At 73.7% G+C, this 23255-nt stretch carries 23 protein-coding genes and 1 riboswitch (1 of these 24 only partly in view); of the genes, 8 read left to right on the forward strand and 15 right to left on the reverse strand.

Features of this window, described 5'->3' with window-relative positions; translation table 11 throughout:
• Positions 1 to 213: 213 nt before the first annotated feature.
• Together ABZ861_RS25170 and ABZ861_RS25175 are read right to left on the reverse strand one after the other, a co-directional pair.
• Positions 214 to 873, reverse strand: a complete 660-nt coding sequence (locus ABZ861_RS25170; protein ID WP_361634096.1) for an SCO2322 family protein — start codon at positions 871 to 873, stop codon at positions 214 to 216.
• A gap of 2 nt (positions 874 to 875) precedes the next feature.
• Positions 876 to 2111, reverse strand: coding sequence for a prenyltransferase/squalene oxidase repeat-containing protein (locus tag ABZ861_RS25175; protein ID WP_361634099.1), 1236 nt, complete (start codon positions 2109 to 2111; stop codon positions 876 to 878).
• A 132-nt stretch (positions 2112 to 2243) separates the two neighbouring features.
• A riboswitch (cobalamin riboswitch) is annotated at positions 2244 to 2319 on the reverse strand.
• An 818-nt stretch (positions 2320 to 3137) separates the two neighbouring features.
• Between ABZ861_RS25175 and ABZ861_RS25180 the strand changes: the two genes are divergently transcribed.
• Genes ABZ861_RS25180 through ABZ861_RS25190 form a run of 3 tightly spaced genes read left to right on the forward strand, consistent with a single transcriptional unit; the run spans position 3138 to position 6399 of the window.
• Positions 3138 to 4595 (forward strand): glycosyltransferase family 4 protein, encoded by a 1458-nt coding sequence (locus ABZ861_RS25180; RefSeq protein ID WP_361634102.1) that lies wholly within the window; start codon positions 3138 to 3140, stop codon positions 4593 to 4595.
• Positions 4589 to 5323 carry a class I SAM-dependent methyltransferase gene (locus ABZ861_RS25185; protein ID WP_361634105.1) on the forward strand — a complete coding sequence of 245 codons (735 nt, stop codon included), beginning with the start codon at positions 4589 to 4591 and terminating at the stop codon, positions 5321 to 5323. Before ABZ861_RS25180 ends, ABZ861_RS25185 begins: the two co-directional genes overlap by 7 nt.
• A complete protein-coding gene (locus ABZ861_RS25190; RefSeq protein ID WP_361634108.1) occupies positions 5320 to 6399 on the forward strand; it encodes a prenyltransferase/squalene oxidase repeat-containing protein in 1080 nt (359 codons plus the stop codon). Before ABZ861_RS25185 ends, ABZ861_RS25190 begins: the two co-directional genes overlap by 4 nt.
• Positions 6400 to 6510: 111 nt before the next feature.
• Here the strand turns inward: ABZ861_RS25190 and ABZ861_RS25195 are convergent, their stop codons facing one another.
• Positions 6511 to 6804: a hypothetical protein gene (locus ABZ861_RS25195; protein ID WP_361634111.1), complete on the reverse strand. Its 294-nt coding sequence runs from the start codon at positions 6802 to 6804 to the stop codon at positions 6511 to 6513.
• A gap of 163 nt (positions 6805 to 6967) precedes the next feature.
• Between ABZ861_RS25195 and ABZ861_RS25200 the strand changes: the two genes are divergently transcribed.
• The gene (locus ABZ861_RS25200) at positions 6968 to 7534 is read left to right on the forward strand and encodes a hypothetical protein (RefSeq protein ID WP_361634114.1); all 567 of its coding nucleotides are present in this window, start codon (positions 6968 to 6970) and stop codon (positions 7532 to 7534) included.
• Between the two features lie 81 nt (positions 7535 to 7615).
• Here ABZ861_RS25200 and ABZ861_RS25205 read toward each other — a convergent pair whose 3' ends face one another.
• The 4 genes from ABZ861_RS25205 to ABZ861_RS25220 form a co-directional block, all read right to left on the reverse strand.
• The gene (locus ABZ861_RS25205; protein WP_361634117.1) at positions 7616 to 8428 is read right to left on the reverse strand and encodes a hypothetical protein; all 813 of its coding nucleotides are present in this window, start codon (positions 8426 to 8428) and stop codon (positions 7616 to 7618) included.
• Positions 8429 to 8579: 151 nt separating this feature from the next.
• Positions 8580 to 9707 carry an N-acetylmuramoyl-L-alanine amidase gene (locus ABZ861_RS25210; RefSeq protein WP_361634120.1) on the reverse strand — a complete coding sequence of 376 codons (1128 nt, stop codon included), beginning with the start codon at positions 9705 to 9707 and terminating at the stop codon, positions 8580 to 8582.
• 10 nt (positions 9708 to 9717) lie between these two features.
• Positions 9718 to 10416 (reverse strand): class I SAM-dependent methyltransferase, encoded by a 699-nt coding sequence (locus tag ABZ861_RS25215; RefSeq protein ID WP_361634123.1) that lies wholly within the window; start codon positions 10414 to 10416, stop codon positions 9718 to 9720.
• Positions 10417 to 10853: 437 nt separating this feature from the next.
• Positions 10854 to 12683, reverse strand: a complete 1830-nt coding sequence (locus tag ABZ861_RS25220; RefSeq protein WP_361634126.1) for an MFS transporter — start codon at positions 12681 to 12683, stop codon at positions 10854 to 10856.
• Positions 12684 to 12978: 295 nt separating this feature from the next.
• Here ABZ861_RS25220 and ABZ861_RS25225 point away from each other — a divergent pair, with 295 nt between their 5' ends.
• Positions 12979 to 13332 carry a VOC family protein gene (locus ABZ861_RS25225; RefSeq protein ID WP_361634128.1) on the forward strand — a complete coding sequence of 118 codons (354 nt, stop codon included), beginning with the start codon at positions 12979 to 12981 and terminating at the stop codon, positions 13330 to 13332.
• 563 nt (positions 13333 to 13895) lie between these two features.
• Here ABZ861_RS25225 and ABZ861_RS25230 read toward each other — a convergent pair.
• On the reverse strand, positions 13896 to 14198 hold the full coding sequence (locus ABZ861_RS25230; RefSeq protein WP_361634131.1) for a YciI family protein: 303 nt from the start codon (positions 14196 to 14198) through the stop codon (positions 13896 to 13898).
• Positions 14199 to 14599: 401 nt separating this feature from the next.
• Between ABZ861_RS25230 and ABZ861_RS25235 the strand changes: the two genes are divergently transcribed.
• Positions 14600 to 15313, forward strand: coding sequence for a YoaK family protein (locus tag ABZ861_RS25235; protein WP_361634134.1), 714 nt, complete (start codon positions 14600 to 14602; stop codon positions 15311 to 15313).
• Positions 15314 to 15575: 262 nt separating this feature from the next.
• Here the strand turns inward: ABZ861_RS25235 and ABZ861_RS25240 are convergent, their stop codons facing one another.
• Positions 15576 to 16655: a hypothetical protein gene (locus tag ABZ861_RS25240; protein WP_361634137.1), complete on the reverse strand. Its 1080-nt coding sequence runs from the start codon at positions 16653 to 16655 to the stop codon at positions 15576 to 15578.
• A 331-nt stretch (positions 16656 to 16986) separates the two neighbouring features.
• Positions 16987 to 17580 (reverse strand): hypothetical protein, encoded by a 594-nt coding sequence (locus tag ABZ861_RS25245; RefSeq protein WP_361634139.1) that lies wholly within the window; start codon positions 17578 to 17580, stop codon positions 16987 to 16989.
• Between the two features lie 322 nt (positions 17581 to 17902).
• Here ABZ861_RS25245 and ABZ861_RS25250 point away from each other — a divergent pair, with 322 nt between their 5' ends.
• Positions 17903 to 18466, forward strand: a complete 564-nt coding sequence (locus ABZ861_RS25250) for a sigma-70 family RNA polymerase sigma factor (RefSeq protein ID WP_361634142.1) — start codon at positions 17903 to 17905, stop codon at positions 18464 to 18466.
• On the forward strand, positions 18453 to 19271 hold the full coding sequence (locus ABZ861_RS25255; RefSeq protein WP_361634145.1) for an anti-sigma factor: 819 nt from the start codon (positions 18453 to 18455) through the stop codon (positions 19269 to 19271). Before ABZ861_RS25250 ends, ABZ861_RS25255 begins: the two co-directional genes overlap by 14 nt.
• A 124-nt stretch (positions 19272 to 19395) precedes the next feature.
• Here ABZ861_RS25255 and ABZ861_RS25260 read toward each other — a convergent pair whose 3' ends face one another.
• The 5 genes from ABZ861_RS25260 to ABZ861_RS25280 all read right to left on the reverse strand — a co-directional run.
• Positions 19396 to 19758, reverse strand: coding sequence for a DoxX family protein (locus ABZ861_RS25260; RefSeq protein WP_361634148.1), 363 nt, complete (start codon positions 19756 to 19758; stop codon positions 19396 to 19398).
• A 258-nt stretch (positions 19759 to 20016) separates the two neighbouring features.
• Positions 20017 to 20670, reverse strand: a complete 654-nt coding sequence (locus ABZ861_RS25265) for a response regulator transcription factor (protein ID WP_361634151.1) — start codon at positions 20668 to 20670, stop codon at positions 20017 to 20019.
• Entirely contained in the window at positions 20667 to 22274 is a 1608-nt protein-coding gene (locus ABZ861_RS25270; protein ID WP_361634154.1) for a sensor histidine kinase, read from the reverse strand. The genes ABZ861_RS25265 and ABZ861_RS25270 overlap by 4 nt, the downstream gene beginning before the upstream one ends.
• 483 nt (positions 22275 to 22757) lie before the next feature.
• A complete protein-coding gene (locus ABZ861_RS25275; protein WP_361634157.1) occupies positions 22758 to 22916 on the reverse strand; it encodes a hypothetical protein in 159 nt (52 codons plus the stop codon).
• Positions 22917 to 23043: 127 nt separating this feature from the next.
• Positions 23044 to 23255 carry the 3' portion of a hypothetical protein gene (locus ABZ861_RS25280; protein WP_361634160.1) on the reverse strand. Its footprint extends 1486 nt past the window's final position, so the window shows 212 of its 1698 coding nt (coding positions 1487-1698); the start codon falls outside the window, past its right edge; the stop codon is at positions 23044 to 23046.

Raw genomic sequence — 23255 nt, forward strand, 5'->3', positions numbered from 1 at the left:
GTCCGTGGACGGCTGTCGCCGGGTGCGGCGGGCGTGCCTGCGCTGGGGCCGGTGCGTGGGCTGGCGTCGTCGCCGGGCGCGTCCGGTGTGTCCGCGTCGGGCCCGGTGTGCGGGCCGGGGACGGGTGCGTCGGGCCCGAGGTGCGGGCTGTGGCTGGGGGCGGCTGGGAGATCTGGGGTGGTGGGCGTGGCCTGTTGGGGGGCGTGCGGTGTGTCAGGCATGGTTGCGCCGTCGGGCCTGCCAGGCGGCTGCGCCGGCCAGGGCCGCGACGGCGGCGGCGCCCGCGAGGAGGCCCACGGAGGGGCCGTCGCCGTCGGGCTTTCCGGCCGGGTGCGGGGTCGCGTGGCCGCCGCCCGCCGCGACCTGCTCGCCGCAGCCCTGGTGCGGGTAGCCGCCGATGGCGCACAGCAGGGCGTTGGCGTCGTAGCGCAGCGGGCGCGCGACGGACGCCAGCGCGTCCGCCGTGCTGGCGTCCGGCGCCACGCGCGCGCAGGCCGTGCGCGGAGCGGGCGGCGCCTCGCCGGACGGGGCGTCGGCCCGGGTGCCGAAGTCCAGCACCAGCGCGACCCGCTTGCTGCCCGGCCGGGCCGGGGTCCCACCGCACACGGCCGCGAAGTCGGCCGCGCCGCGCGGCCGGGCCGCGTCCTGCGAGTCCTCGCTCACCGCGAACCGGAAGCCCTGCACGTCCCCGTCGCCGGGACGGGCCGTGGACGGCCCCTCGGTGGCGTAGTGCCAGGCGCCGCCGTCGCGTTCCCAGAACGACCAGTAGCGGTAGCCGACCGCCTGCGCCCGGCCCGCGCCCGCCGTCAGCGCCACCGCGGCGGCGAGCAGCAGGACGGGCAGCGCGGCCAGCGCGCGCACGCGGCGGCCCACGGTCAGCCCACCTTCTTGTTCTTGCGTCCGCTCAGCAGGAACCCGATGCCGATGCCCGCCACCAGACAGGCGCCGACGAACCACCACGTGCCGCCGCTCGCGCCGCCGCTCTTCGCGGAGTCCGCGGCCTTGGCGGAGGCCGCGGCCTTCGTGGAAGCCGCCTGCGGCGCCGGGCCGGTGGCGTCGAGCTGCTTGACCAGGTCCAGGCCGCCGAAGTCGCGCGGGTCGGCGCCGGTGGCGTGCGCGGCAAGGACGAGCTGCGCCCAGGCGGCCGGGCCGCTCTGCCGGGCCCACGCCCCGGCGTGCTTCTCCAGCCACTCCAGCGGCTCGCGGGCCTGGCCGGCGCCGCCCTGCGCGGCGAGCGCGACGACCGCGTCGGCGGTGTTGCCGTAGTCGGGCTGCGCGGCCGCGCCGGGAAGCGCGGAGGTGAGGTGGCCGGTCTTGGCGACGGCGTGCGCGAGGTACGCGGCGCCGTTGGCGGCGGCCCGCTCGGGCGTGGCCCCGCCCGCGTCCGAGCACGCGGGGGCCTTGCCCGCGCCTCCGGCCTTCGCGGCCATGCCCTGGCCGAGCGCGGCCACCACGCCCGCCGCGGTGGCGTCGGCGTTGGCGGCCAGCTCGCCCTTCTTGTCCGGCTGGAAGGCGAACGCGCCGCCCCCGTCCCCGGAGCACCGCAGCGCGAACGCGAGCAGCGCGTCGTAGGGGGTCTTGCCGCCCTTGACGACGTCCTGCGGCTCAGCGCCCGCGGCGGCGAGGGCGCCGATGACGACGGAGGTGGAGTTGGCGTCGCTGGGACCGCCCGGCATGTACCCCCAGCCGCCGTCCGCGTCCTGCACGGACTTCAGCCAGGCCACCGCCTTGCCGACGACCGCGCCGTGACCGCCGAGCGCGGCGAGCGCCTGGACGGCGGCGGCCGTGCTGTTGCTGTCCGCCATGGCCTTGGCGTCGCAGGCGTGGGCCGGCTCGGCGCGGAAGGCGGCGAACGAGCCGTCGGCGCACTGCTGCCCCGTCAGCCAGTCCACGGCCTTCACGGCGGGCCGCACGCCCGCGGTGTGCTGGGCGAGCAGGGCGAGGGACTGGCGCCAGACGCCGTCGTACTTGGGGTCGGCGCCGCCGTAGAGCCCGGCGGGCAGCGAGGGCCGCCCGGACGGGGATGGGGCGGTACCGGCGGCGACGGCGGGCGCGGAGCTGCCGATCACGGCGACGGCGGCCAGGGCCGCGGCGCAGCGGCGGATGTTCATGATCGGCGGGTGCCTCTCCCTGTGGGGGAGCCGGGCAGCACGGGGACACCCCGCGGCTCGGCTCCGTAGACCTCGACGGTGCCGTACGGCGGCGGGCTGCCGACGTACTGTGAGCCGTCACGCTCCCGACCGGGGTGGTCCGGCTCGCCCTCCCCGGGGGGACGGCTCACGGCTGCGGGTCAGCGCCGGAATCGCACCGGCTTCCCCTCCGAACGGGCGTGAAGCGACGCGGTCACTGTACCGGCCGGTCGAAACGGGCCCGTCGTCGCGGTCCCCGCACGACGGGGGGTTGTGCGGGCGGGGCCGGGCGGGGCGCTCACACGGCGTGCGCTGGGCGTGCGCCGGGCGTGCGCCGGGGCGGCTCAAAGCGCTCATCGAGAAAATCGGCGAACCCGCGCGAAAGAAACCGCTTCAGGGGGTTGTGTACCGGTATGGCAGGTCTATATTGGGAAGTGGCCTACGGGGCGAGTGAGGGAGTTCGAGCGGAGTAGCCGACTGGGGCGAGATGCGAAGGCATCCGCCGTGGCCGACGTCGACGGTCGAGCTGAGAGGCCGGAAGGCACTGAGCAAGACGCCGGACGGCGACCCCCAGCACCTGAACCGGTTCACACCGGCGAAGGGAACCCGCTTCGTAGGTCTTTCGCATGCCCGAAGCGCAAGGCGGCCTCGCCCGAGGCCGCCTTCTTCTGTATCCGCATCCGCATCCGCATCCGGGTCCGCATCCGGGTCCGGGTCTGGGTCCGGGTCATCCTGATCCGGCGCTCTCCCCGGCGCGGCGCCCCACTCGCACCCTCACCCGCGGCCGCTCCCGCCGCCCCCACCCGCGGCCCGCTCCCGGAGGGCGCCGCCATGCTCACCTCGGCCGGAAGCGGCGGTCGGCCGTGGCGCGAATCACCTGATCCACTGCTCCCAGCGACGCTACCTGCCGGTAGATTCAGAGCCTCCTCGACGATCAAGTCAGAAACTTGTTCTAGATCAACGTCCCGACGTAGTCTCGCGTCACTCGCAGTGAGAAGGGGGCCCAGGGTGACCGCTGAGGCCAGTCAGGCGGAGTCCCCGGCGGACGCCCCGGCCGCGGACGGCGGGCGACCGCTCAGGATCGCGCTCCTCACCTACAAGGGCAACCCGTTCTGCGGCGGCCAAGGCGTCTACGTACGCCACCTCTCGCGCGAACTGGCCCGGCTCGGGCACCGGGTGGAGGTGATCGGCGCCCAGCCCTATCCCGTCCTCGACGACGGCGACCACCCGGGCTCGGTGCGCCTGACCGAGCTGCCCAGCCTCGACCTCTACCGCCAGCCCGACCCCTTCCGCACCCCGCGCCCGGGGGAGTACCGCGACTGGGTGGACGCGCTGGAGGTCGCTGCCATGTGGACCGGCGGGTTCCCCGAGCCGCTGACCTTCTCGCTCCGCGCCCGCCGCCATCTGCGCGCCCGCCGCGGCGAGTTCGACGTCGTGCACGACAACCAGACGCTCGGGTACGGGCTGCTGGGGGACGTCGGCGCGCCGCTGGTCACCACCGTGCACCATCCCATCACCGTGGACCGGCAGTTGGAGCTGGACGCCGCCGAGAGCCGCGGGCGCCGCCTGTCCGTGCGGCGCTGGTACGCCTTCACCCGCATGCAGCGGCGAGTCGCGCGCCGGCTGCCGTCCGTGCTCACCGTCTCCGGCACCTCCCGCCAGGAGATCGTCGACCACCTCGGCGTGCGCCCCGACCGGCTGCACGTCGTGCACATCGGCGCCGACGCCGAACTGTTCTCGCCCGACCCCTCCGTGCCCCGGGTCCCGGGCCGGATCGTGACCACCTCCAGCGCGGACGTGCCCCTCAAGGGCCTGGTCTACCTGGTGGAGGCGCTGGCCAAGACGCGCACCGAACACCCCGGCGCGCACCTCGTCGTCGTCGGCAAGCGGGCCGAGGACGGCCCCGTCGCGCAGGCCATCGAGCGCTACGGGCTCGACGGCGCCGTGGAGTTCGTCAAGGGCATCTCCGACGCCGAGCTCGTCGACCTCATCCGCTCCGCCGAGATCGCCTGCGTGCCGTCGCTGTACGAGGGGTTCTCGCTGCCCGCCGCCGAGGCCATGGCCGCCGGGGCCCCGCTGGTCGCCACCACCGGCGGCGCCATCCCCGAGGTCGCCGGACCGGACGGGGAGACCTGCCTGGCGGTCCCGCCGGGCGACGCGGGCGCGCTGGCCGCCGCCCTGGGCCGGCTGCTCGGCGACCCCGAACTGCGCGCCCGGCTGGGCGCGGCCGGACGGGAGAGGGTCCTGCGGCGCTTCACCTGGGCGCGCGCGGCGGAGGGCACCGTCGCCCACTACCGGGAGGCCGTCGCCGCCGCGACCCGCACGGCCGGGCGCCGTCCCGGCCCCGCGCCCGCGCTCCCGGCCCACGCCGCGGTCCCGGCGCCCGGCCGCGGCCCGGCCGCGGCGGAAGCCCCAGCGGCCGCAGAAGAAGCCTCAGCGGAATACGAAAGCAGGGCCACGTGCTGACCGTCGACTTCTCCCGGTTCCCGCTCGCCCCGGGCGACCGCGTCCTGGACCTCGGCTGCGGCGCCGGACGGCACGCCTTCGAGTGCTACCGGCGCGGCGCCCAGGTCGTCGCGCTCGACCAGAACGCCGAGGAGATCCGCGAGGTCGCCAAGTGGTTCGCGGCCATGAAGGAGGCCGGGGAGGCGCCCGCCGGGGCCACCGCCACCGCCATGGAGGGCGACGCCCTCGCCCTGCCCTTCCCCGACGCCTCCTTCGACGTCGTCATCATCTCCGAGGTGATGGAGCACATACCGGACGACAAGGGCGTCCTCGCCGAGATGGTGCGGGTGCTCAAGCCCGGCGGGCGCATCGCGGTCACCGTGCCGCGCTACGGCCCCGAGAAGGTCTGCTGGGCGCTGTCGGACGCCTACCACGAGGTCGAGGGCGGCCACATCCGCATCTACCGGGCCCACGAACTGCTGAGCCGGATGCGCGAGGCCGGGCTGAAGCCGTACGGCACGCACCACGCGCACGCGCTGCACGCGCCGTACTGGTGGCTGAAGTGCGCCTTCGGCGTCGACAACGACCAGGCGCTGCCCGTGCGGGCGTACCACAAGCTGCTGGTCTGGGACATCATGAAGAAGCCGCTGGCCACGCGGATGGCCGAGCAGGCGCTGAACCCGCTGATCGGCAAGAGCTTCGTGGCCTACGCGACCAAGCCGCACCTGCCGCGGACGGCCGCCCGGTGACCACCCCCCGCACCCAGCACCTCGTCCTCCCCGGAGTCCTGACCGCCGACCAGGCCGCCGCCACCGTGCGCGGCATCCTCGCCGAACAGCGTGAGGACGGGGCGATCCCGTGGTTCCGCGGGCACCACCTCGACCCGTGGGACCACGTCGAGGCGGCGATGGCGCTGGACACGGCCGGCGAGCACGAGGCGGCCGAGCGCGCCTACGCGTGGCTGGCGCGGCACCAGTTGCCCGACGGCTCCTGGCACGCGGCCTACGCGGACGGCGCCCACGACGACGTCCAGGACCGCGGGCGGGAGACCAACTTCGTCGCCTACATCGCCGTGGGCGTCTGGCACCACTACCTGTCCACCGGCGACGACGCGTTCCTCGACCGCATGTGGCCCGCGGTCTACGCGGCGGTCGAGTTCGTGCTGCGGCTCCAGCGGCCCGGCGGGCAGATCGGCTGGAAGCGCGAGGCCCCCGAGGACGGCGGAGCCGACACTGCGGACGCGCTGCTGACCGGGTGCTCCTCGATCCACCAGGCGCTGTGCTGCGCGCTGGCCGTCGCCGAGCAGCGCGAGGAGCCGCAGCCCGACTGGGAGTTGGCGGTCGGCGCGCTGCGGCACGCGATCCGCCGCCACCCCGAGCGGTTCCTGGACAAGGACCGCTACTCGATGGACTGGTACTACCCCGTGCTGGGCGGCGCGCTGACCGGCGCCGAGGCGAAGGCGCGCATCGAGGAGGACTGGGACCGCTTCGTGGTGCCCGGCCTCGGCGTGCGCTGCGTCGTCCCCAACCCGTGGGTCACGGGCGGCGAGTCGGCCGAACTCGCCCTCACCCTCTGGGCGATGGGCGAGTCCGACCGCGCGCTCGGCGTGCTCCAGTCCATCCAGCACCTGCGCGACCCGGAGACCGGCCTGTACTGGACGGGGTACGTCTACGAGGACGGCGCCCTGTGGCCGCAGGAGCTGACCACGTGGACGGCGGGCTCGGTGCTGCTGGCCGTCGCCGCTCTCGGCGGCCACGAACCCACCTGCACGGTCTTCTCCCCGGACCGGCTGCCCCGGGGCCTGGACCCGGACTGCTGCGCCTGACCCAGGGCCTCTCGCGTGGATCACGCCGGGCTCGATCCGGCCTGATCCACGCGAGAGGCCCTGGGCGGCTTCGCCCGGACTGCCCCGCCCGGCCGGCGGGACGGTACCGCGTCAGCCGCGGCGCAGGCGGCCGGCGAGGGCGTGTCCGATGAAGAGGTACACGACGGCGGCCAGACCGTAGCCGGCGACGACGCGCGCCCACTCCTCGTCGAAGGTGAAGAGGTCACGCGACCAGCCGGCGAGCCAGTTGGCCGCATTGTGGACGAACTGCACCAGGTCGTTGGCCCGGTTGGCGTCCAACAGGTACATCAGTATCCATACTCCGAGGATCGCGGCCATGACGTCCGCGATGATCACGATGACGGTGCCGGCGGAGGTGGAACCCGAGCGATATCTAGGCGACATGCTGAGCGTTTGGCCCGGGATCCCCGCTTGAAACCTGCGCCGCACACGCGCGGTGACGCTCGGGCCACACCAGGTGTGCGGTTTCTGGTTGTTTGGGGCGGATCGGGCTGGTTCACACGGATCATCGGAGTACCCGGAGCAACACCCTATTCGGGAGGACACCGTGGCCGTACCGATACGGCGCCTCGCCGTGGCGCTCACCCTCTGCTGCGCGCTGCTCGCCGGATCCACCGCGTGGGCCGCGCCCCAGAGCGGCGTGCGGCACGGCGACCCCAGCGTCGCCGTCGCCGACCCCACCCCCAGTCCGAGCACCTCCGCCGAGCGGCAGAAGTTCGCCAAGACCCGCTTCGTGGCCAACGCCGCGCTCGCGGCCGGGGCCAGCTACAAGTGGATCTGGAAGCCCTACAAGGACGGCAAGTTCAAGAAGGGCGCAAGCCACCGCAAGGTGAACCTCGTCAAGGCGGCCGTCGCCGGCGCGTTCACCTACAACCGGCTCAAGGCCGCCGTGCGCAACGCCCAGGGCGACCCCACGCTCGCCAAGGCGCTGGCCCCGCTCAGCTCGGCCATCGCCGGTCTGAAGGACCTGCCCGCCAAGCTCCGCAAGGGCGACGACTCGGCGGCGGGCGGCTTCAACGACGTCATCAACAAGGTGAAGGACGCGGGCAAGGGCGCGGGCGCCCCCGTCAAGGACAAGGTGCCGTCCACCGCGCAGCTCAGGAGCGGTTCGTAGACGGCCCCCGCAGCCGGACGACACGCGACGGCCCCCCACCCGGCGACGGGCGAGGGGCCGTGCGACGACCGGGCGCGAGCGTCAGCCGCGCTGGATGTTCGAGGCGTCCTGGAGCACGCCCCGGCGGCCGTCCTGCATCTCGGTCAGCAGACCGGGGCCGCGCTGCTCGACCGCCAAGTACCACACGCCGGGGGCCAGTTCGGCGATCGGCGCGGAGGCGCCGTCCTCGGAGAACAGCGGGCGCGGCGCGGGCACCGCGAACCAGAACGGCGAGAACGCCGCCGCCGGAGCGGCCGTCTGCTGCGGCGCCGACGTCGGATTCGGCGCCGGAGTCGGCTGGCCCGGCTGGGACTGGCCCTGCTGCGGCTGGCCTTGCTGCGGCTGGGCGCCGTAGGGCTGCTGCGCGCCCGGGTAGCCGTAACCGGCTTGCTGCTGGGCCCCGTACGGCTGCGGCGCGGCCGGCTTGGGCGCCGGGACGAGCGGGCCCTGGAGCGCGGGCAGCAGCGGACCGGCGATGGCGGCGGCGGCCAGGACGAGGGCGGCGACGAACCCGAGGATCAGGCCCGCGCCCGCGTGGATGCCGTCGGGGACGTCCACCAGCGACCAGAACAGGGTCCAGGCGGACAGGACCGCGAAGCCCGTCCCCACCATGCCCAGGTCCAGGCCGGCGAGCTTGCGGCGCTGCGGCAGCAGGCGGCCCATGACGATCAGCGCGGCGCCGATGACAGCCCCCATGTACGTGCCGAGGCCGGTCCCGAGGCTCTCCCACGCGCTGCGGCTGTCGGAGTAGCCGGAGACGGAATAGGAGTAGTAGTCGAGGAACGACGCGATGAACAGCAACACCGCTGCACCGATCACCACGCCGTCGCCCCGAGTCAGGGAGCGGATATTCACTTCAGGTCCTTCGTCAGTCGTCTCGTCGTCGGTCGAGGCGTCGCCGTCACCAGTTCGCCGTGCGGGCAGGTGGAGCGTGGGGGTGGCCCCTCGTCGTACGGTGACACTACCGTTCGCCCCGAGGAGGTGTCCGCCGGGACCGGCGCACCGGTCACGACCCGTGCAGGAAACCTGCGATTCCCTCCGAGATCCCCTCCGCCGCCTTCTGCCGCCACGCTCCGCTGATCAGCGATGCCGCGTCCTTGCTATCGCGCATGTCGCCGCACTCGATGAAGACCTTCGGAACCGTTGACAGATTGAGACCGCCAAGGTCCCCGCGCGTGACGAGCCCGGTCCCGCCGCCGACGTAGTTGGACGGCGGCTCGCCCGTCGCCCGCCGGAAACCGGCCGCCACGCTCGTCCCGAGCCTGCGGGAGGCGGCGGCGATCGGCCGGGTGTCGGCGGCGCCGCGGTGCACGGCGGCGGGCAGGATGACGTGGAAGCCGCGGTGGCCCTGCACCGAGCCGTCGGCGTGCAGGGATATCGCGGCGTCCGCGTGCGCGGCATTCCCGATCCGCGCCCGCTCGTCCACGCACGGCCCCCACGCCGGGGAGTCGCCGTCGTGCGTCAACTTCACCGTGGCGCCCCGCTGTTGCAGCAGCGTGCGCAGCCGGTGCGCCAGGTCCAGCGTGAACCGGGCCTCGCTGTAACCGGCGTTCGTCTCCGTGCCCGTGGTGTCGCACTCCTTGCGGCCGGTCCCGATGTCCACCTTCCGGCCGATCTCGGAGGTGTGGCGCGCGTTGCCGGAGTTGTGGCCCGGATCGATGACGACGACCTTGCCCCGCAGCGACCCGGACGCGGCGGCCATGCCCGCCCGCTTGCCGTCGTCGCCCGCCGCCGTGGCACGGGGCGCCGCGGCCCCGCCGCCTCCTGCTCCTGAGCCGCCCGATATTCCCGCGAACGCCAGCCATCCGAGCAGCCCCGCGGAGACGAGCGCGGCACCGACCAGGAGGGGGGTGCGGCGGGAACGGAGACGGGGGCGGGGTGGGGGGCTGGGGGGAGTGGCGCTTGTGGGCGGCGCGGCGGCTGTGGGGGGCGTGGCGCCTGTGGGGTGCTGGGGGTCTGGGGGAGGCGTGGCGCCTGCGGGAGGCTGGGGGCCTGCGGGGGGCGTGGCGCCTGCGGGAGGCTCGGCGAGGGCGTGGGGCTCGGCGCCTGCGGGAGGCTCGGCGGCGGCGTGGGGCTCGGCGCCTGCGGGGCTCTCGTCGTCGGGGGACTCGGGGCGGGGGTGCGGGGAGGACACGGGAGCGACCCTAGCGGTGCGCGGCGGCGGGCGCCGAGGTGCGCTGGAGGACGCGCAGCGAGGACGTCGCGGCGATCTCGGCGAAGTCGCCGGACTCCAGTGCGCGCAGGTACACGCGGTACGGCGCCTGGCCGGTGAACTCGTCCGCCGGGTCGGGGAAGACGTCGTGGATGACCAGCAGGCCGCCCTCGGCCACGTGCGGCGCCCAGCCCGCGTAGTCCGCGCCGGCGTGCTCGTCGGTGTGGCCGCCGTCGATGAAGACCAGGCCGAGCGGGCTGCTCCACAGCGCGGCGATCTGCGGCGAGCGGCCGACCAGCGCCACCACGTGCTCCTCCAGCCCGGCCCGGTGCAGGGTGCGGCGGAACGCGGGCAGCGTGTCCATCAGGCCGGTCTCGGGGTCGACCGTCTCCGGGTCGTGGTAGTCCCAGCCCGGCTGCTGCTCCTCGCTGCCCCGGTGGTGGTCCACGGTCAGCGCGGTGACGCCGGCCCGCCGGGCCGCGTCGGCCAGCAGGATCGTGGAGCGCCCGCAGTACGTGCCGACCTCCAGCAGAGGCAGCCCGAGCCGTGCGGCCCGCGTCGCCGCCGCGTACAGCGCCAGCCCCTCGTCCGTGGGCATGAAGCCCTTCGCCTTCTCGAACGCGGCGAGGATCTCGGGCGCGGGCTGGGGCGCGGGCTCGGCCTGGGGCGCGGGCTCGGATGCCGCGGGCATGGGGCGGGTCCTTCCGGTCGTGGCTGCGGTCAGTGCCTGGGGCACTGGGGTGGGGCCTGGTCTGGGGAGTCACCTTGGGCCTGGCCCGGGGGGTCACCTCGGGCCTGGCTTGGGAAGTCACCTTGGGCCTGGCCCGGGGGGTCACCTCGGGCCTGGCTTGGGGAGTCGCCTCGGGCCTGGCTCGGGGTGTCACTGTGGGCCCTGGCGTGGGGCGTTGCCTGCGGTCAGTGCCTTTGGCCATTGCCTGTGGTCAGGGGCCCATGCTGCCGCACCCCGGGGCGCCGGGGCGACCTGGGGTGCGGTGCGGTGGATCGCGGCGGCCGTCCGGGCGGGACGGCCGGGCCCGGCCCGAGGGCCCGGCCGTCCCGCGGGCCGGGCCCGGTCCGCGGGCCCGACCCGCCTGGGGTGCGGCGCGGCGGGCGGTTCACGGCGGGCCGTCAGGCGTAGACCGCCGGGCTGGGCAGGGACAGGTCCAGGTCGACCGGGCGGTCCTCGCCGGTGTGGGTCGCGGAGCTGGCGTGCGGGCCGTGCCCGGCGGCGCGGGCGGCGAGCACGTAGGGGCCCGCGTCCGGGACCGCGAGGGCGTAGCCGCCGTCCTCCGCGGAGAGCGTGGCGCCCGCCTGGCGGCCGCGGCGGTCGATCAGCGTGACCTTGGCGCGGGCCACCGGAGCGCCGTCCGCGTCCAGGACCCGGCCGCGGAAGCCCGCGCCGGGCTCGCGGCCGTCGGCGAAGACGTCCGGCACGGGCGCCGGGGTCTGCGCGGGGGCCGGGGCGTGCCCGTGAGCCGGAGAAGGCGCCTGGGCCGGGGTCTGCGCCTGGGCCGGGGCGTCGATCTCGCTGCCGGCGACCGGCTGCCCGGCGGTCTGGCGGACCTGCTTGGGCAGGCACAGGGCGAGCAGCAGCCCGAGGGCCACGGCGGCGGTGGCCAGCAGGAAGGACACGCGGAAGCCGTGCATGGTCGGAATCGCCGCGCCGCCCACGTGGTGCGCGGTGTTGGCGAGCACCATGCCGACCACGGCGCTGGACACCGAGGTGCCGATGGAGCGCATCAGCGTGTTGAGGCCGTTGGCCGCGCCCGTCTCGGAGGCCGGGACCGCGCCGACGATCAGCGCGGGCAGCGAGGAGTAGGCGAGGCCGATGCCCGCGCCCAGGATCACGGAGGTGAGGGCGGTCTGCCAGGCGGCGTGCATCAGCTCGAGGCCGCCCGCGTAGCCGAGCGCGATCACCAGCAGGCCGATGATCAGCGTGACCTTCGGGCCGTAGCGGGCCGACAGGCGGGAGTAGAGGGGCGCCGTGAACATCATGGTCAGACCGAGCGGCGCCACGCACAGACCCGCGACGACCATGGACTGGCCGAGGCCGTAGCCGGTGGCGGTGGGCAACTGCAAGAGCTGCGGCGCGACGAGCGAGACGACGTAGAAGCTGACGCCGACCATGATCGAGGCGAGGTTGGTGAGCAGCACCTCGCGGCGGGCGGTGGTGCGCAGGTCCACCAGCGGCGCGGCCACGCGCAGCTCCATCAGGCCCCACAGCAGCAGCACGGCGACGGCGGCGGCGAACAGCCCGAGCGTGGTGCCCGACGACCAGCCCCAGTCGCTGCCCTTGGTGATCGGCAGCAGGAGCAGCACCAGGCCCGCGGCCAGGCCGAGCGCGCCCGGCAGGTCGAAGGAGCCCTCGGCGCGCATCGGGGACTCCGGCACGAACAGGAGGGTGAGGACGATGGCGAGGGCGCCGAGCCCGGCCGCCCCGTAGAAGAGGGCGTGCCAGTCGGTGTGCTGGGCGACCAGCGCCGCGGCCGGCAGCCCGAGTCCGCCGCCGACGCCGACGGAGGAGCTCATCAGGGCCATCGCCGAGCCGAGCCGCTCGCGCGGCAGCATGTCGCGCATCAGGCCGATCCCGAGCGGGATCGCGCCCATCGCGAAGCCCTGGAGCGAACGGCCCACGATCATCGGCAGCAGAGCGCTGGTGAACGCGCTGATCAGCGCGCCCGCCACCATCACCATGAGGCTGACCATCAGCATCCGGCGCTTGCCGAACAGGTCGCCGAGGCGCCCCATGATCGGCGTGGCCACGGCGCCCGAGAGGAGCGTCGAGGTCAGCACCCAGGTGGCGTTGCTGGGCTCGGTGCCGAGCAGTTCCGGCAGATCCTTGATCACCGGGACGAGCAGGGTCTGCATCACCGCGACAACGATGCCCGCGAAGGCGAGCACGGGGACGACGGCGCCGCTCGCGCTCCGGGCGTGCCGGTGGGTCGTCGTGAGCGTCATGTGAGGGGGGCCTCCGGGCCTGGAAGGGCGGGCAGGTGGTCGTCCGCGGGCGATTGCATGCTCGGGTCAACCTCGTAGGCCCAGGCGACTATTCCGACGCTTGGCGTACTAACGGATTTTGTGACCGTTCCGTGAGGACCTGAGAGGGGGTCAGCCGCGCGGCGGCAGGGGGCGCGGAGGCGCGGCTGACCGGTGCGCTAGGGGTGTGGGGCGGTGGGGGCGGTGGGGGATCGCCGGGGGCCGGTGCGGGCCGCGCGCCTGTTCTCCGGGGGCCCGGCTGGTCTACATTCTGCGGATGACCTTGGAATGGGAACAAGTGATCGTTCACGCGACGGATCCGGCTGCCTTGGGGCAGTGGTGGGCCGAGGCTCTCGGCTGGGTCGTGGTCTACTCCAACGACGACGAGTTCGAGATCCGCCCGGCGCCGGATCGCATGCCGGGGTTGGACTTCGTCCGGATCGACGAGAGCAAGAAGTCCAAGAGCCGCCTGCATCTCGACTTCCGCCCCGACGACCAGGAGGCCGAGGTGGCCCGTTTCGTGGCTCACGGCGCCCAGCGGGTCGACATCGGCCAGGGCGATCAGTCCTGGGTCGTCCTGGCAGACCCCGAGGGCAACGAGTTCTGCGTCCTGAGAGAACGCCGCCAGTAAGACTCACGGGGCCCCCGCCGCGCAGAACGGAGCGGCGGGGCGGCCCGGGGGCGGTGCCGTACGACCCCGGCGAACCCTGTTCTCCCTCGCCGCGCGTCCCGTCCGCTCCGACGCGGGAGCCGACGGCGCTCGCCGGGTCACCAGGACTCGGCCTGCCGGAACAGCGCGATCACCTCCGCGAGGAACCAGAGGGAGAACACCAGACACGCGAGCCACAGCCCCCACAAGCCCCAGCGGACCTCTCGTCGTACGCGCATGAGCAGATCATCCCCCGTCCTGGGCAACGAAGCCGGGCGGCCCACCGCGCGCACAACTGGGTCTATGTGAAACCCAGTTGGGCGGGCGGACTCCACCCGTGGGTGCGCCGGTGGGTGCGCTGGCGCGCGGCGTGACGCTCCGAGCCCGCTCCGGACCGGCGTGGCGCCGCCCGCTTCTCCGGCGCGCGGCGGTCGCACGGGGCCGAGGGTCCTCGGGCCACGGGGCCGGTCGTGCTGCGGCGGGCGCTGTCGTGCGCAGCCCGTGACCGACCTCCGTGGCGCTTGACACGGCTGGTCCCGAAGCGGTCAGGTCGCGGGGAGCTGCTGGCGGTAGGGGGCCAGGCGCGGAGCCGTCTTGGTGGCGACGAACTCGGTGATCCGGTATTCGGCTGCCTTCTCGACCGAGAAGGGATCGGTCGCCGCGACGGCCTCGACGGCCGCGCGGTCCTCGCCGACGGCGATGATCACTCCGCCGTCACGCGGCACCTTGCGGCCCGAGGCGATGAACACTCCAGCCGCGTACTGCTCGTCCAGCCACGCGACGTGATCCGCCAGAAGAGCGTCGACGCGCTCGGCGGCGGCAATGTAGGTGAGTTCAAGTATGAACATCCCCCCAGCCTAGCGAGACAGCCCACACCGCCCCACACCAGACGACCGCCCGAGCCCGTGGGCTGACGTAACCACCAGATCCAGACATTGGGTGAAAAATGAGAACCAGGCAGTTCGGATTCATCCTCGCACTTGCTGTCACGCTTCTGGCCGCGCTTATCGGCTACCAGCTCAACGGCGGTCACCCAAGCATTCCCTGGGCGCTCTCCGGAGCCGTCGCGGGAACGGTGACAGCCGTCGCGATACGTCTGAGTCGAGGCCAGTGAAAGGAGCCGCCGCTCAGCAGGGCGCCTGACGGCTATCTTGGGGGGGGTGCGGAATGTCCGGAGTCGACCTGATTCGGCTGGTGGCGGTCCGGACGTCACGCCTGTGCGCGCCGGACGGAATGGGAAGCAAGAGGCATGTCCGAACGGAGACCACCCCGCCCTCCCACGGCGCGTTCGGTACGTCTGGGCGTTCTCCTGGCTCTGGTCGGCGGGGGTCTCGATGCGTACACGTACGTCAGCCGGGGCGGTGTGTTCGCCAACGCGCAGACCGGTAACGTCGTCCTGCTGGGCGTCGCCGCCGCGGGGCGCCACTGGGCGCAGGCCGTACGCCACATTCCGCCGATCATCGCGTTCGTCCTCGGCGTGCTCGTCACGGAGTCTCTCAAGCGGCCACGGGTGGCCGTCAGGGTGCGGTGGCCCGCCCGAGCGGTCCTCGTGCTGGAGATCCTGGCCCTCTTCTGCGTGGGCCTGCTGCCGTCAGGCGCCGCCGACACCGCCGCCACCGTGCTGGTCGCCTTCAGCGCCTCATTGCAGGTGGCCACGTTCCGCAAGCTGGTGGACACCCCCTACAGCACGGCCATGACGACGAGCAACCTCCGCACCGCCACGCAGAGCGCCTACCTGGCGGTCGTCGCGCGCGACCGGGACGCCGCCCGCCGGGCCCGCCGGTTCTCCGCCGTCCTCGGCGCCTTCTTCGCCGGTGCGATCGCGGGTGGCTTCCTCACGGACTGGGAGGGCGTCCACGCGGTGTGGGCGCTCGCCGGCCTCCTGGCGCTGGGACTGGTGCTCTTCGTCCACGACGAACGCGCCGCCGCGCGGGGCCGCCGAGCCTCGGACGCCGAAGCCTGAGCGCCGCCCGGCGCGCAGGAATCTGTCACACGACGGAGACCACCCTCGTCAACGCGTAACGCCTGACGGGCCGTCCTCGCCCACCGCCCGCGTCATCGCCCGCGTCGTCACCCGCCGACGCCTCGGGGGGCGGCCGAGTCAAGGCCATGCTGGAGACGCCTTGCCCGAGAGCACCCCGCCGGAGAGCGCCTAGCCGGACGCCCTGTCGGAGAGCGCCCCGCCGGACGCCGTGTCGGCGCTCCGGCAGGGCCTCAACGTGGTCTCAGCCGGTCAACGACCGGTTCGCCGACGGGATGACGACGAGGCGCAGGTTCTCCTCGCCGCTGTGCCCGCTGATCGCGAACAGGCGCGTTCCGTCCGGCGTCCAGACGAGGCCGTGGGGCCGCAGGGAGCCCGCGCCGGGTCCGGTGGCGGGGGCCAGGGACACGGTGCGGTAGGGGACGTCGGCCCCGGCCCGGTACAAGTAGACGTCCGGGTCGGGTTCGGTGCTGTCCACACCGGCCGCGACGTCGCCGCGCGAGGACACCGCGACGGCGTCGGGATAGGACGTACTGGGATACGTGTGACCTTCGGTCAGGTCAGGCAGATGGAAAGAGGGGTGGTGGTAGGGCGCGCCGGACGCGGTCAGCAGCGTCGTGCCGTCCGGGGTGATGGCCAGGTCGCTGAAGTCGGAGCTGCCGCCGGGGTCGCGCACCGTCGTGCGGAGCACGGGGGTCCCTCCGGAGACGTCGTACACCGAGAGCCGCCCCGGAGACGTGTTCTCGTCCCCGGCGACCAGCGTGCCCGGCGCCGCGGGCGAGGTCGCCAGCAGCGGTGCGCCGCTGAACCCGCCCTCGGGGATCAGCCCCAGGCGCACCGTCGGGACGGAGGCGCCGACGGTGAGCGAGCCGATGCTCGCCTCCCACTGGTCCCCGTAGCCGAAGAAGAGCGTCTGGCCGCTCAGCGCGGCGCGGAACGGCGCGGTGCCGGCGCCGGTGGAGTAACGTGCGCGCTGCCGGCCGGTACCGGTGTCGATGACGCTGATGGCGTCGCCGAGGGCGAGCGGCGCGTAGAGGGTGCGGTAGTCGGCGGACAGCTCCAGGTCGCACACCCCCGGGAGGTTCCTGATCGTGCGGACCACGCGGCCCTGGTAGTCGGCCACCAGCACAGTGCCCGTGTTGTAGTCGGAGATGAGCACGTGCTTGTGCAGCGGGTCCACCGCGAGATCGCAGTGGTACGCGATCGGCAGGGCGGCGCCCTCCTCCACGGGCGCCGCCTGCGTCGCGGGCGCGGCGCCGAGCGACAGGCCCAGCAAGGCCGTGAGCGTCAGCAGCAGGCGGGCGCGAGGGAGTCGTCTTCGCATCGGTGTCCCTTCGGGAACGGACGGAGTCACTGGTCGCACGCGGACGGAGTCACCGGTCGGGCGCCGCCCGCGTCACGGTCCATGGCCGCCTCGGAATACCCCTGCTGCGTCCCCGCACTCCCTCTCAGGTCCCGATCGTCACAAAGGGCGCCGCACGTTCCGTTTGATCGCTCCCCACTCACCACTCGCCGTTCGCCGCACCCCGTTCACCGCATCCCGCCGACGTCCACGGCCCGTTCGTGAAGGACGCGGGCGGCGCCCCCGTCCTGGGAGCGCCGCCTGCTGTCGCGTGACTGCGTGACTGCGTGATCGCGTGCCCGCGTGGTGCGGGTCAGAAACGGGGGTGGGTGTCGGCCGTTCCCACCGTCAGGCCCGCGCTGAAGACCTGGGTCTTGAGCGTGGAGTTGAGCGCGCCGGCCGCTTCGCTGGTGAGATGGAGAGTCACGTTCGTGGCGTCGGCGCCGCACTTGGTCAGCTTGACGTGGGCGGTGGACAGGTCGAGCTTGAAGACCGGGACGCGTGTCGTGGTGCCCGCGACGAGGCCGGTGAGCTGGCCCTTGTTGAGGTCGACGGTGAAGTTCCCGACCTCGAGCGAGCGGCCGTTGAAGACGTTGGCGAACTTCAGGCCGCCCTTGTGCGTGATGTCGCCGCCGAGGGGACTGGTGGTCAGGGCGCCGCCGGTGACGGGATAGGTGGCCTTGAGGGTGAGCTGGTGGCCGACCGTGGTGAGGGACGGCGTGCCGGGGCGGGTGACGATGGGGACGATTCCCTTGGAGAGCAGTGCCCTGGTTATCGCCGGGGCCACGGTCACCGAGGTGCGGCCGCTCTTGACGTGCACGGCGTGGGGGGCGGCCGAGGCGGTGGGGGCTGCGATCACCAGGGCCGCGACGGCGGACGCGGCGGTGACAAATGCGGTGCGGGTCATAGCAGTTCACTCCTGAAGGCAGTCGTAACCGGTGTAGCGGATGACGGGGACGTGTTCCGCCGCTCCTGGGGGAGTGGATGCGCCCGCGACCGGAGCAATTCGCGCCTGCCCGCTCACTGAGGTTCGCGCCGTTCGTCGGAGGGGTGTTGAGGGAGGGGCGCCGACGCTGATCACGTGCACGGGCCCGTACGTCGTCGACGAGGGCGGATGCCGGAACGATCCGGTCGTCACCGCGGAGGCCGCGAACCGATGACGGCCATGGACGGCCATGTGGACCGGATCTCAGGTCTGGGCGGCTGACTCGGCGGCTAAAGTGACTCGGGTGACAGCCTCTTTGTCCGACGACCTGCTCGCCCACGGCTTCGCCGACGGGGACGAGGCATGTCTGAACGAGGCCTACCGGCGCTGGGGAGCGCTGATCTTCACGATCGCGTCCCGCAAGCTCGGCGATCCGGAAGAGGCCAAGGACGTGACGCAGCAGGTCTTCGTCGGCGCCTGGCGGGGCCGCAAGAACTTCGACCGCGAGCGCGGTTCGCTCAAGACGTGGCTGGTGGGCATCACGCACAAGAAGATCGCTGACGCGCTCGACCGGCGGTCACGGCACATACGGGACCAGCGAGCCGTCGCCGCGTACACCGTCCCCGACGACGGGGCGAACCGGACCGCGACGGCCGACGCGGTCGTCGACCATCTCGTGCTCATGGACGAACTCGAGCAGTTGCCCGCACCCCAGCGGACAGTGCTCACAATGGCGTTCTACGAGGACTTGAGCCAGTCGCAGATCGCCGAGCGGACGGGCATGCCGCTGGGGACGGTCAAGAGCCACACACGGCGCGGGATGATGCGCTTGAAGGATCGACTGGAGGTGGACAGTGAAGCACCCTGACGAGGAGACGCTGGTCTCGATGGCGCTCGGAGAGCTGCCCACGACCGGCGACGACCTCCACCTCCAGACCTGCCCGACCTGCCAGAGGGAGCTTGAGTCCCTCCGCCGCGTGGTCGCGACGGCCCAGGCGCCGGAACCCGACGAAAGCGTCCTGCTCCAGCCTCCTCCACAGTTGTGGACGGACATCGCGGCCGAACTCTCCCTCCTCGAGGAGCACTTCACCGAGGCCCCGGCCGTGGTCGACGACGAACTCGACGCGATCGTCGCTGGAGATCGCGAACGTGAACACGAACGTGCGCGTGACGTCGTGCGGCCGCCGTCCGAGCACAGCGAGGCCGCGTCAGGAGCGGTGCGCCGAACGCGTGTTCGCCGACGGGCGCGTTTCAGCGTGGCGTTGGCCGCGTGCACGGCGCTGCTCGGTGCTGCGGGGGGCAGTGCGGTCACCTGGTGGGCCACCCGCGGCGAGAGCACATCGGCGGTCTCCGACGCCAAACCGCTCGACTCCCTGCGGCCCGCGTCCAAGGGCTACGCCAGCCTGCGCGGCACGCAGACGCACCGCGAACTGACCGTGGACGTCACCGGACTTCCGTCGACCTCGGGATACTTCGAGGTATGGCTCATGAACCGCTCCCACACCAAGCTCGTCTCCATGGGCGTCCTCAACCCCGACGGACAGGCCACCCTGCCGGTGCCGGAGAACATCGACCTGAGTGAGTACTCCGTCGTCGACGTCTCCATCCAGCCCTACAACGGCAAACCCGACCACTCCGGAAAGAGCATCGTCCGCGGCCCCTACGCCGGTTGAGCACCGCCGACGTGACGCTGTGCGCGCGGCCCCCCCGGTGGAAGCCCACGTGATCCGGGCGAGGATCCGCGGCGGGGCGATCACGGCGTGCGTCATCTCGTCGTCGTAGCGGACTCGCCCGGAGTCACCACCACGCGGTCGCCAGCCAGATGGTCACGGCCGTCACCAAGAGCAGGACGACGTTGAGGGCGATCTGCCGGTCTCCGCGGCTCAGATGGACCTTGACCGCACCGACTTGCAGGACCGCGAACCCGATGGCGGCGGCCTCGGCGAGGCTGGGTGCGATGCCGGTCAGCGGCGGAAGGATCAGGCCGACCGCGCCCAGCACCTCGATCAGTCCGATGGCCCTGACGCCCGCCATGGGCATGCTGTCCACCCAGGCCATCATCGGCCGGAGCTGATCACGGCTCCGGATCACCTTCACTCCGCCGCCGTAGAGGTAGAAGAGCGCGAGAAGGCCGGCGACGACCCAGTACGCGACCCTCACGACTCCCGCCCGGCGACGTCGAGGGCCGACGACCCGACCGTCTCGGACCGGCCGCCTGACCGGTGGGGACGGGGCGCGCCGTCCGGGGCGTTGATTCCGGCTTCGCTTCTGGCTTCGTCGATCATGCCCCGATTCCAGCGGCCGGACACGGCGGCTGTCCAAGACCTTTTCCGCACGGGCAATACCGTACGGGTATCGCTCCAGCGTGAGGCCGCATACGCGGTGTCGGTCTGTCGGGGGAGTTCTCGTCGACCGGGGTCACAGCCAGCCCTGTTGGCGGGCCGTGCGTAGGGCCTCTGTGCGGTTGCGGGCGGCGGTCTTGCCGATGGCTGAGGAGAGGTAGTTGCGGACCGTGGACTCCGACAGGTGCAGCTTGGCGGCGACGTCCGCGACCGTCGCGCCGTCCGCTGACGCCGACAGGACGTCGCACTCGCGGGACGTGAGCGGATTCGGGCCCGCGCTCAGGGCCGCCGCGGCGAGCGCCGGGTCGACCACCCTCTCCCCGGCGAGCACCCTGCGGATCGCGGCGGCCAGCTCCTCCACCGGACCGTCCTTGACGAGGAAGCCCGCCGCGCCCGCCTCCATGGCCCGGCGCAGATAGCCGGGGCGGCCGAACGTGGTCAGGATCAGCACCCGGCAGCCGGGCGCCCGCGCGCGCAGCTCGGCGGCGGCGTCCAGGCCGCTCATCCCCGGCAGCTCGATGTCCAGCAGGGCCACGTCCGGGCGGTGGGTCAGCACGGCGTCCACGATGGCGTCGCCCGCCGGGACCTGGGCCACCACCTCCATGTCCTCCTCCATGCCGAGCAGCAGGGCGAGCGCGCCGCGCATCATTCCCTGGTCCTCGGCGAGGAGGATGCGCAGGGGCGGGCAGGGCGGCGTGGGCGCCGGGTGGTCGGCGGGCGTCTCGGTCACGGCCGCAGGGTAGGGAGGGGCGCGGCCGCGAGGCGAGCGGCGTCAGGCGCTTCGGTTGCGGTTGCGGTTGCGGTCGCTGTGGCGTGCGGTGGCGCGTTTCCGGCCGGGGTCGCTGTGGCGTGCGGTGACGTGTTTCCGGGTGCGGGCGTTGCGGTCGCCGCCGCTTCCGGTGAGGCGCTTCCAGTCGCCGCTTCCCGTGACGCGCTCCCCGCCGTCGCCGGGGTTGCCGCCGTCGCCGCCGCTCGCAGCGACGCCGTCTCTGTGACCGACGCCAGCGCGGCCGCCGTCAACTCCTCCTCGTCCATGGGAAGTTCCGCGACGACCGTGAAGCCGCCGCGTGCCGTCGGGCCGGCCTGGAGCGAGCCGCCCGCTGCCGCCAGCCGCTCGGTCAGGCCCTTCAGCCCGGTGCCTCCGATGCGCGCCGGGGCGTTCACGGGCTCCCCAGCAGGGCTGGGCGCGTCCACGACTTCGCCGACCGGGCCGCCGGGGGCGCGGGAGGGGGCGGCCGCGGCGGTCCCGTCGTCGGAGACCGTCAACCGCACCCGCCCCGCCGAACCGCTCACCGTGATCTCGCAGCGCTCCGCCCCGCTGTGCCGCACCGCGTTGGTGACCGCCTCGCGCACCACCCAGCCCAGCAGCGCCTCCGCCTGCGGGGTCAGCGGCGGACCCGAGCGGCGGAACACCGGCTCGATGCGGGCGGCGGTCAGCGCCGAGCGGGCCCGGTCCAGCTCCGTGCTCAGGCTGCCCTCGCGGTAGCCCGTGACCGCCTCGCGGATCTCGGTGAGCGCCTGCCGGCCCACCGACTCGATGTCCGTGATCTGCGACAGCGCCGCGTCCATGTCGCGGGGCGCGAGGCGGCGGGCCGCCTCCGACTTCACCACGATCACCGACAGCGTGTGCCCGAGCAGGTCGTGCAGGTCCCGGGAGAAGCGCATCCGCTCCTCCTCCACCGCGCGCCGCGCCAGCTCCTCACGCGCCGCCCGCAGCTCGCGCACGGCCTCGCTCAGCCCCAGGATCGCCGCGGTCACCATCGTGGACAGGAACGTCGCGTAGGCGATGTTCACGCCGTTCCAGCCGTCGTGGAAGGCCGCCACCCCGCCCGCGAACGCGGCCAGCAGCAGCCCCGACCTGCCCAGCCACCGACCGCGCAGGATCGCGCCCGCCGCCAGGCCGAGCAGCGGGAAGAAGAGCAGCCAGCTCCCGCCGTAGCCGAGCGCCAGCCCCGTGGCCGCCAAGCCCATCAGCAGCAGGGCCAGCCGCGTCGCCGCGGCCTCGCGCCGCTCCCGCTCGAAGGCGTGGAAGACGACGTAGACGTACAGCGCGTCGAAGGCCAGCAGGCCCAGGGCGCCGATCCACGGGGGCGGGGTCTTGCCCTCGACGACGTCGGACAGGGCGCCCGTCCCCATCAGCAGCCACGGCAGCAGCGTGAAGCCGGTCGGCGGCGGCCCCGCCTCCTGCGGCGCCCGCCCGTCCGCGCGCGCGGCCTTCGCCTCGGCCTTCAGCCGCTCCTTGTCCGTCTTCCAGAGCCGCTGCGCCTCCCGCGCCCCCCGTACGGCCTGCCCCCACGACGCCCCGAGGCCGTTCCGGCCGCGTGCTCGGCTCATGTCCCGTTCCCCCGTCTCGACGGCGCCCGCGGCACCGCGGTCCGCTCGCACAGCGTACGAACCGGACCCCGTCCGCGCCGCCCCTGTGCCCTGCCCGCCACGCTACGGAACCGCACCGGCGCCCGACAGGCCCGCGCGTACGGACTCGGGCAGGACGAATGTCACTTCCCGGCGGCGACGGCGACGGCGACGGGGGAGCGGAGGGGGCGAGCGGCCGACGCGGGAACGGCGGGACGGAGGGACGGAGGGACGGAGGGACGGAGGGACGGCGGGACGGAGAGGGCGCGCGGCCGAGGGGGGAGAGCAAGGCGCCGGGGGAGAACAGGCCGCCGGATGCCGGATGCCGGATGCCGGATGCCGGATGCCGGATGCCGGATGCCGGATGCCGGATGCCAGGCGCCGCGCGCCGTGCGCCGAGCAGCGAGCGGCCCCGTCCTCGTGGGGAGGACGGGGCCGCTCGTTCCGCACAGTGACTTCGTGCCGTCAGGCCGCCACTTCGGTCTTCTCCTCGACGGGCCTGCGGTGCCGGCCGCTGGGGGCCGGTCCGTTGTCCTGAGAGGAGACCGGGCCGCGGTGCTTGCCGTGGCCCGGGTCCTGCGGAGCCCCAGCGGTGTGCGGCATGGTCGTGCTGGCGTCGTTCATCGGAACCATTCACCCCGTCAACATCATCTTCGGTACAGCCGGGCGAGTGTATCCAGGCCACCGTGGGCGGGACCCAGGCGGCCACGCCGACCGGCACGACTTCGTTACGTGCTCGCCATGCGACCTGTCAGAGCCGCCTGCTGGAGGGAGACGGGGCGGGGCGCGGCGGCGGCTTCGGGCAGCGGGCCCGGCGCGGCTCCGTGGCCGGGATCCGGTCCCGGCCCTCCCCCCGGCGGCGCCCCCGAAGCCACTCTTCCTCCACCCGCCGCACGAGCACAGCACCCTGACACTCCATCCGGTCGACGCCCCACGCCGACCGGTCTCCCCCACGAAGGAGCT

Origin of the sequence: Streptomyces sp. NPDC046985 (genome assembly GCF_040644415.1) — a bacterium.
Classification (GTDB): Bacteria; Actinomycetota; Actinomycetes; order Streptomycetales; family Streptomycetaceae; genus Streptomyces.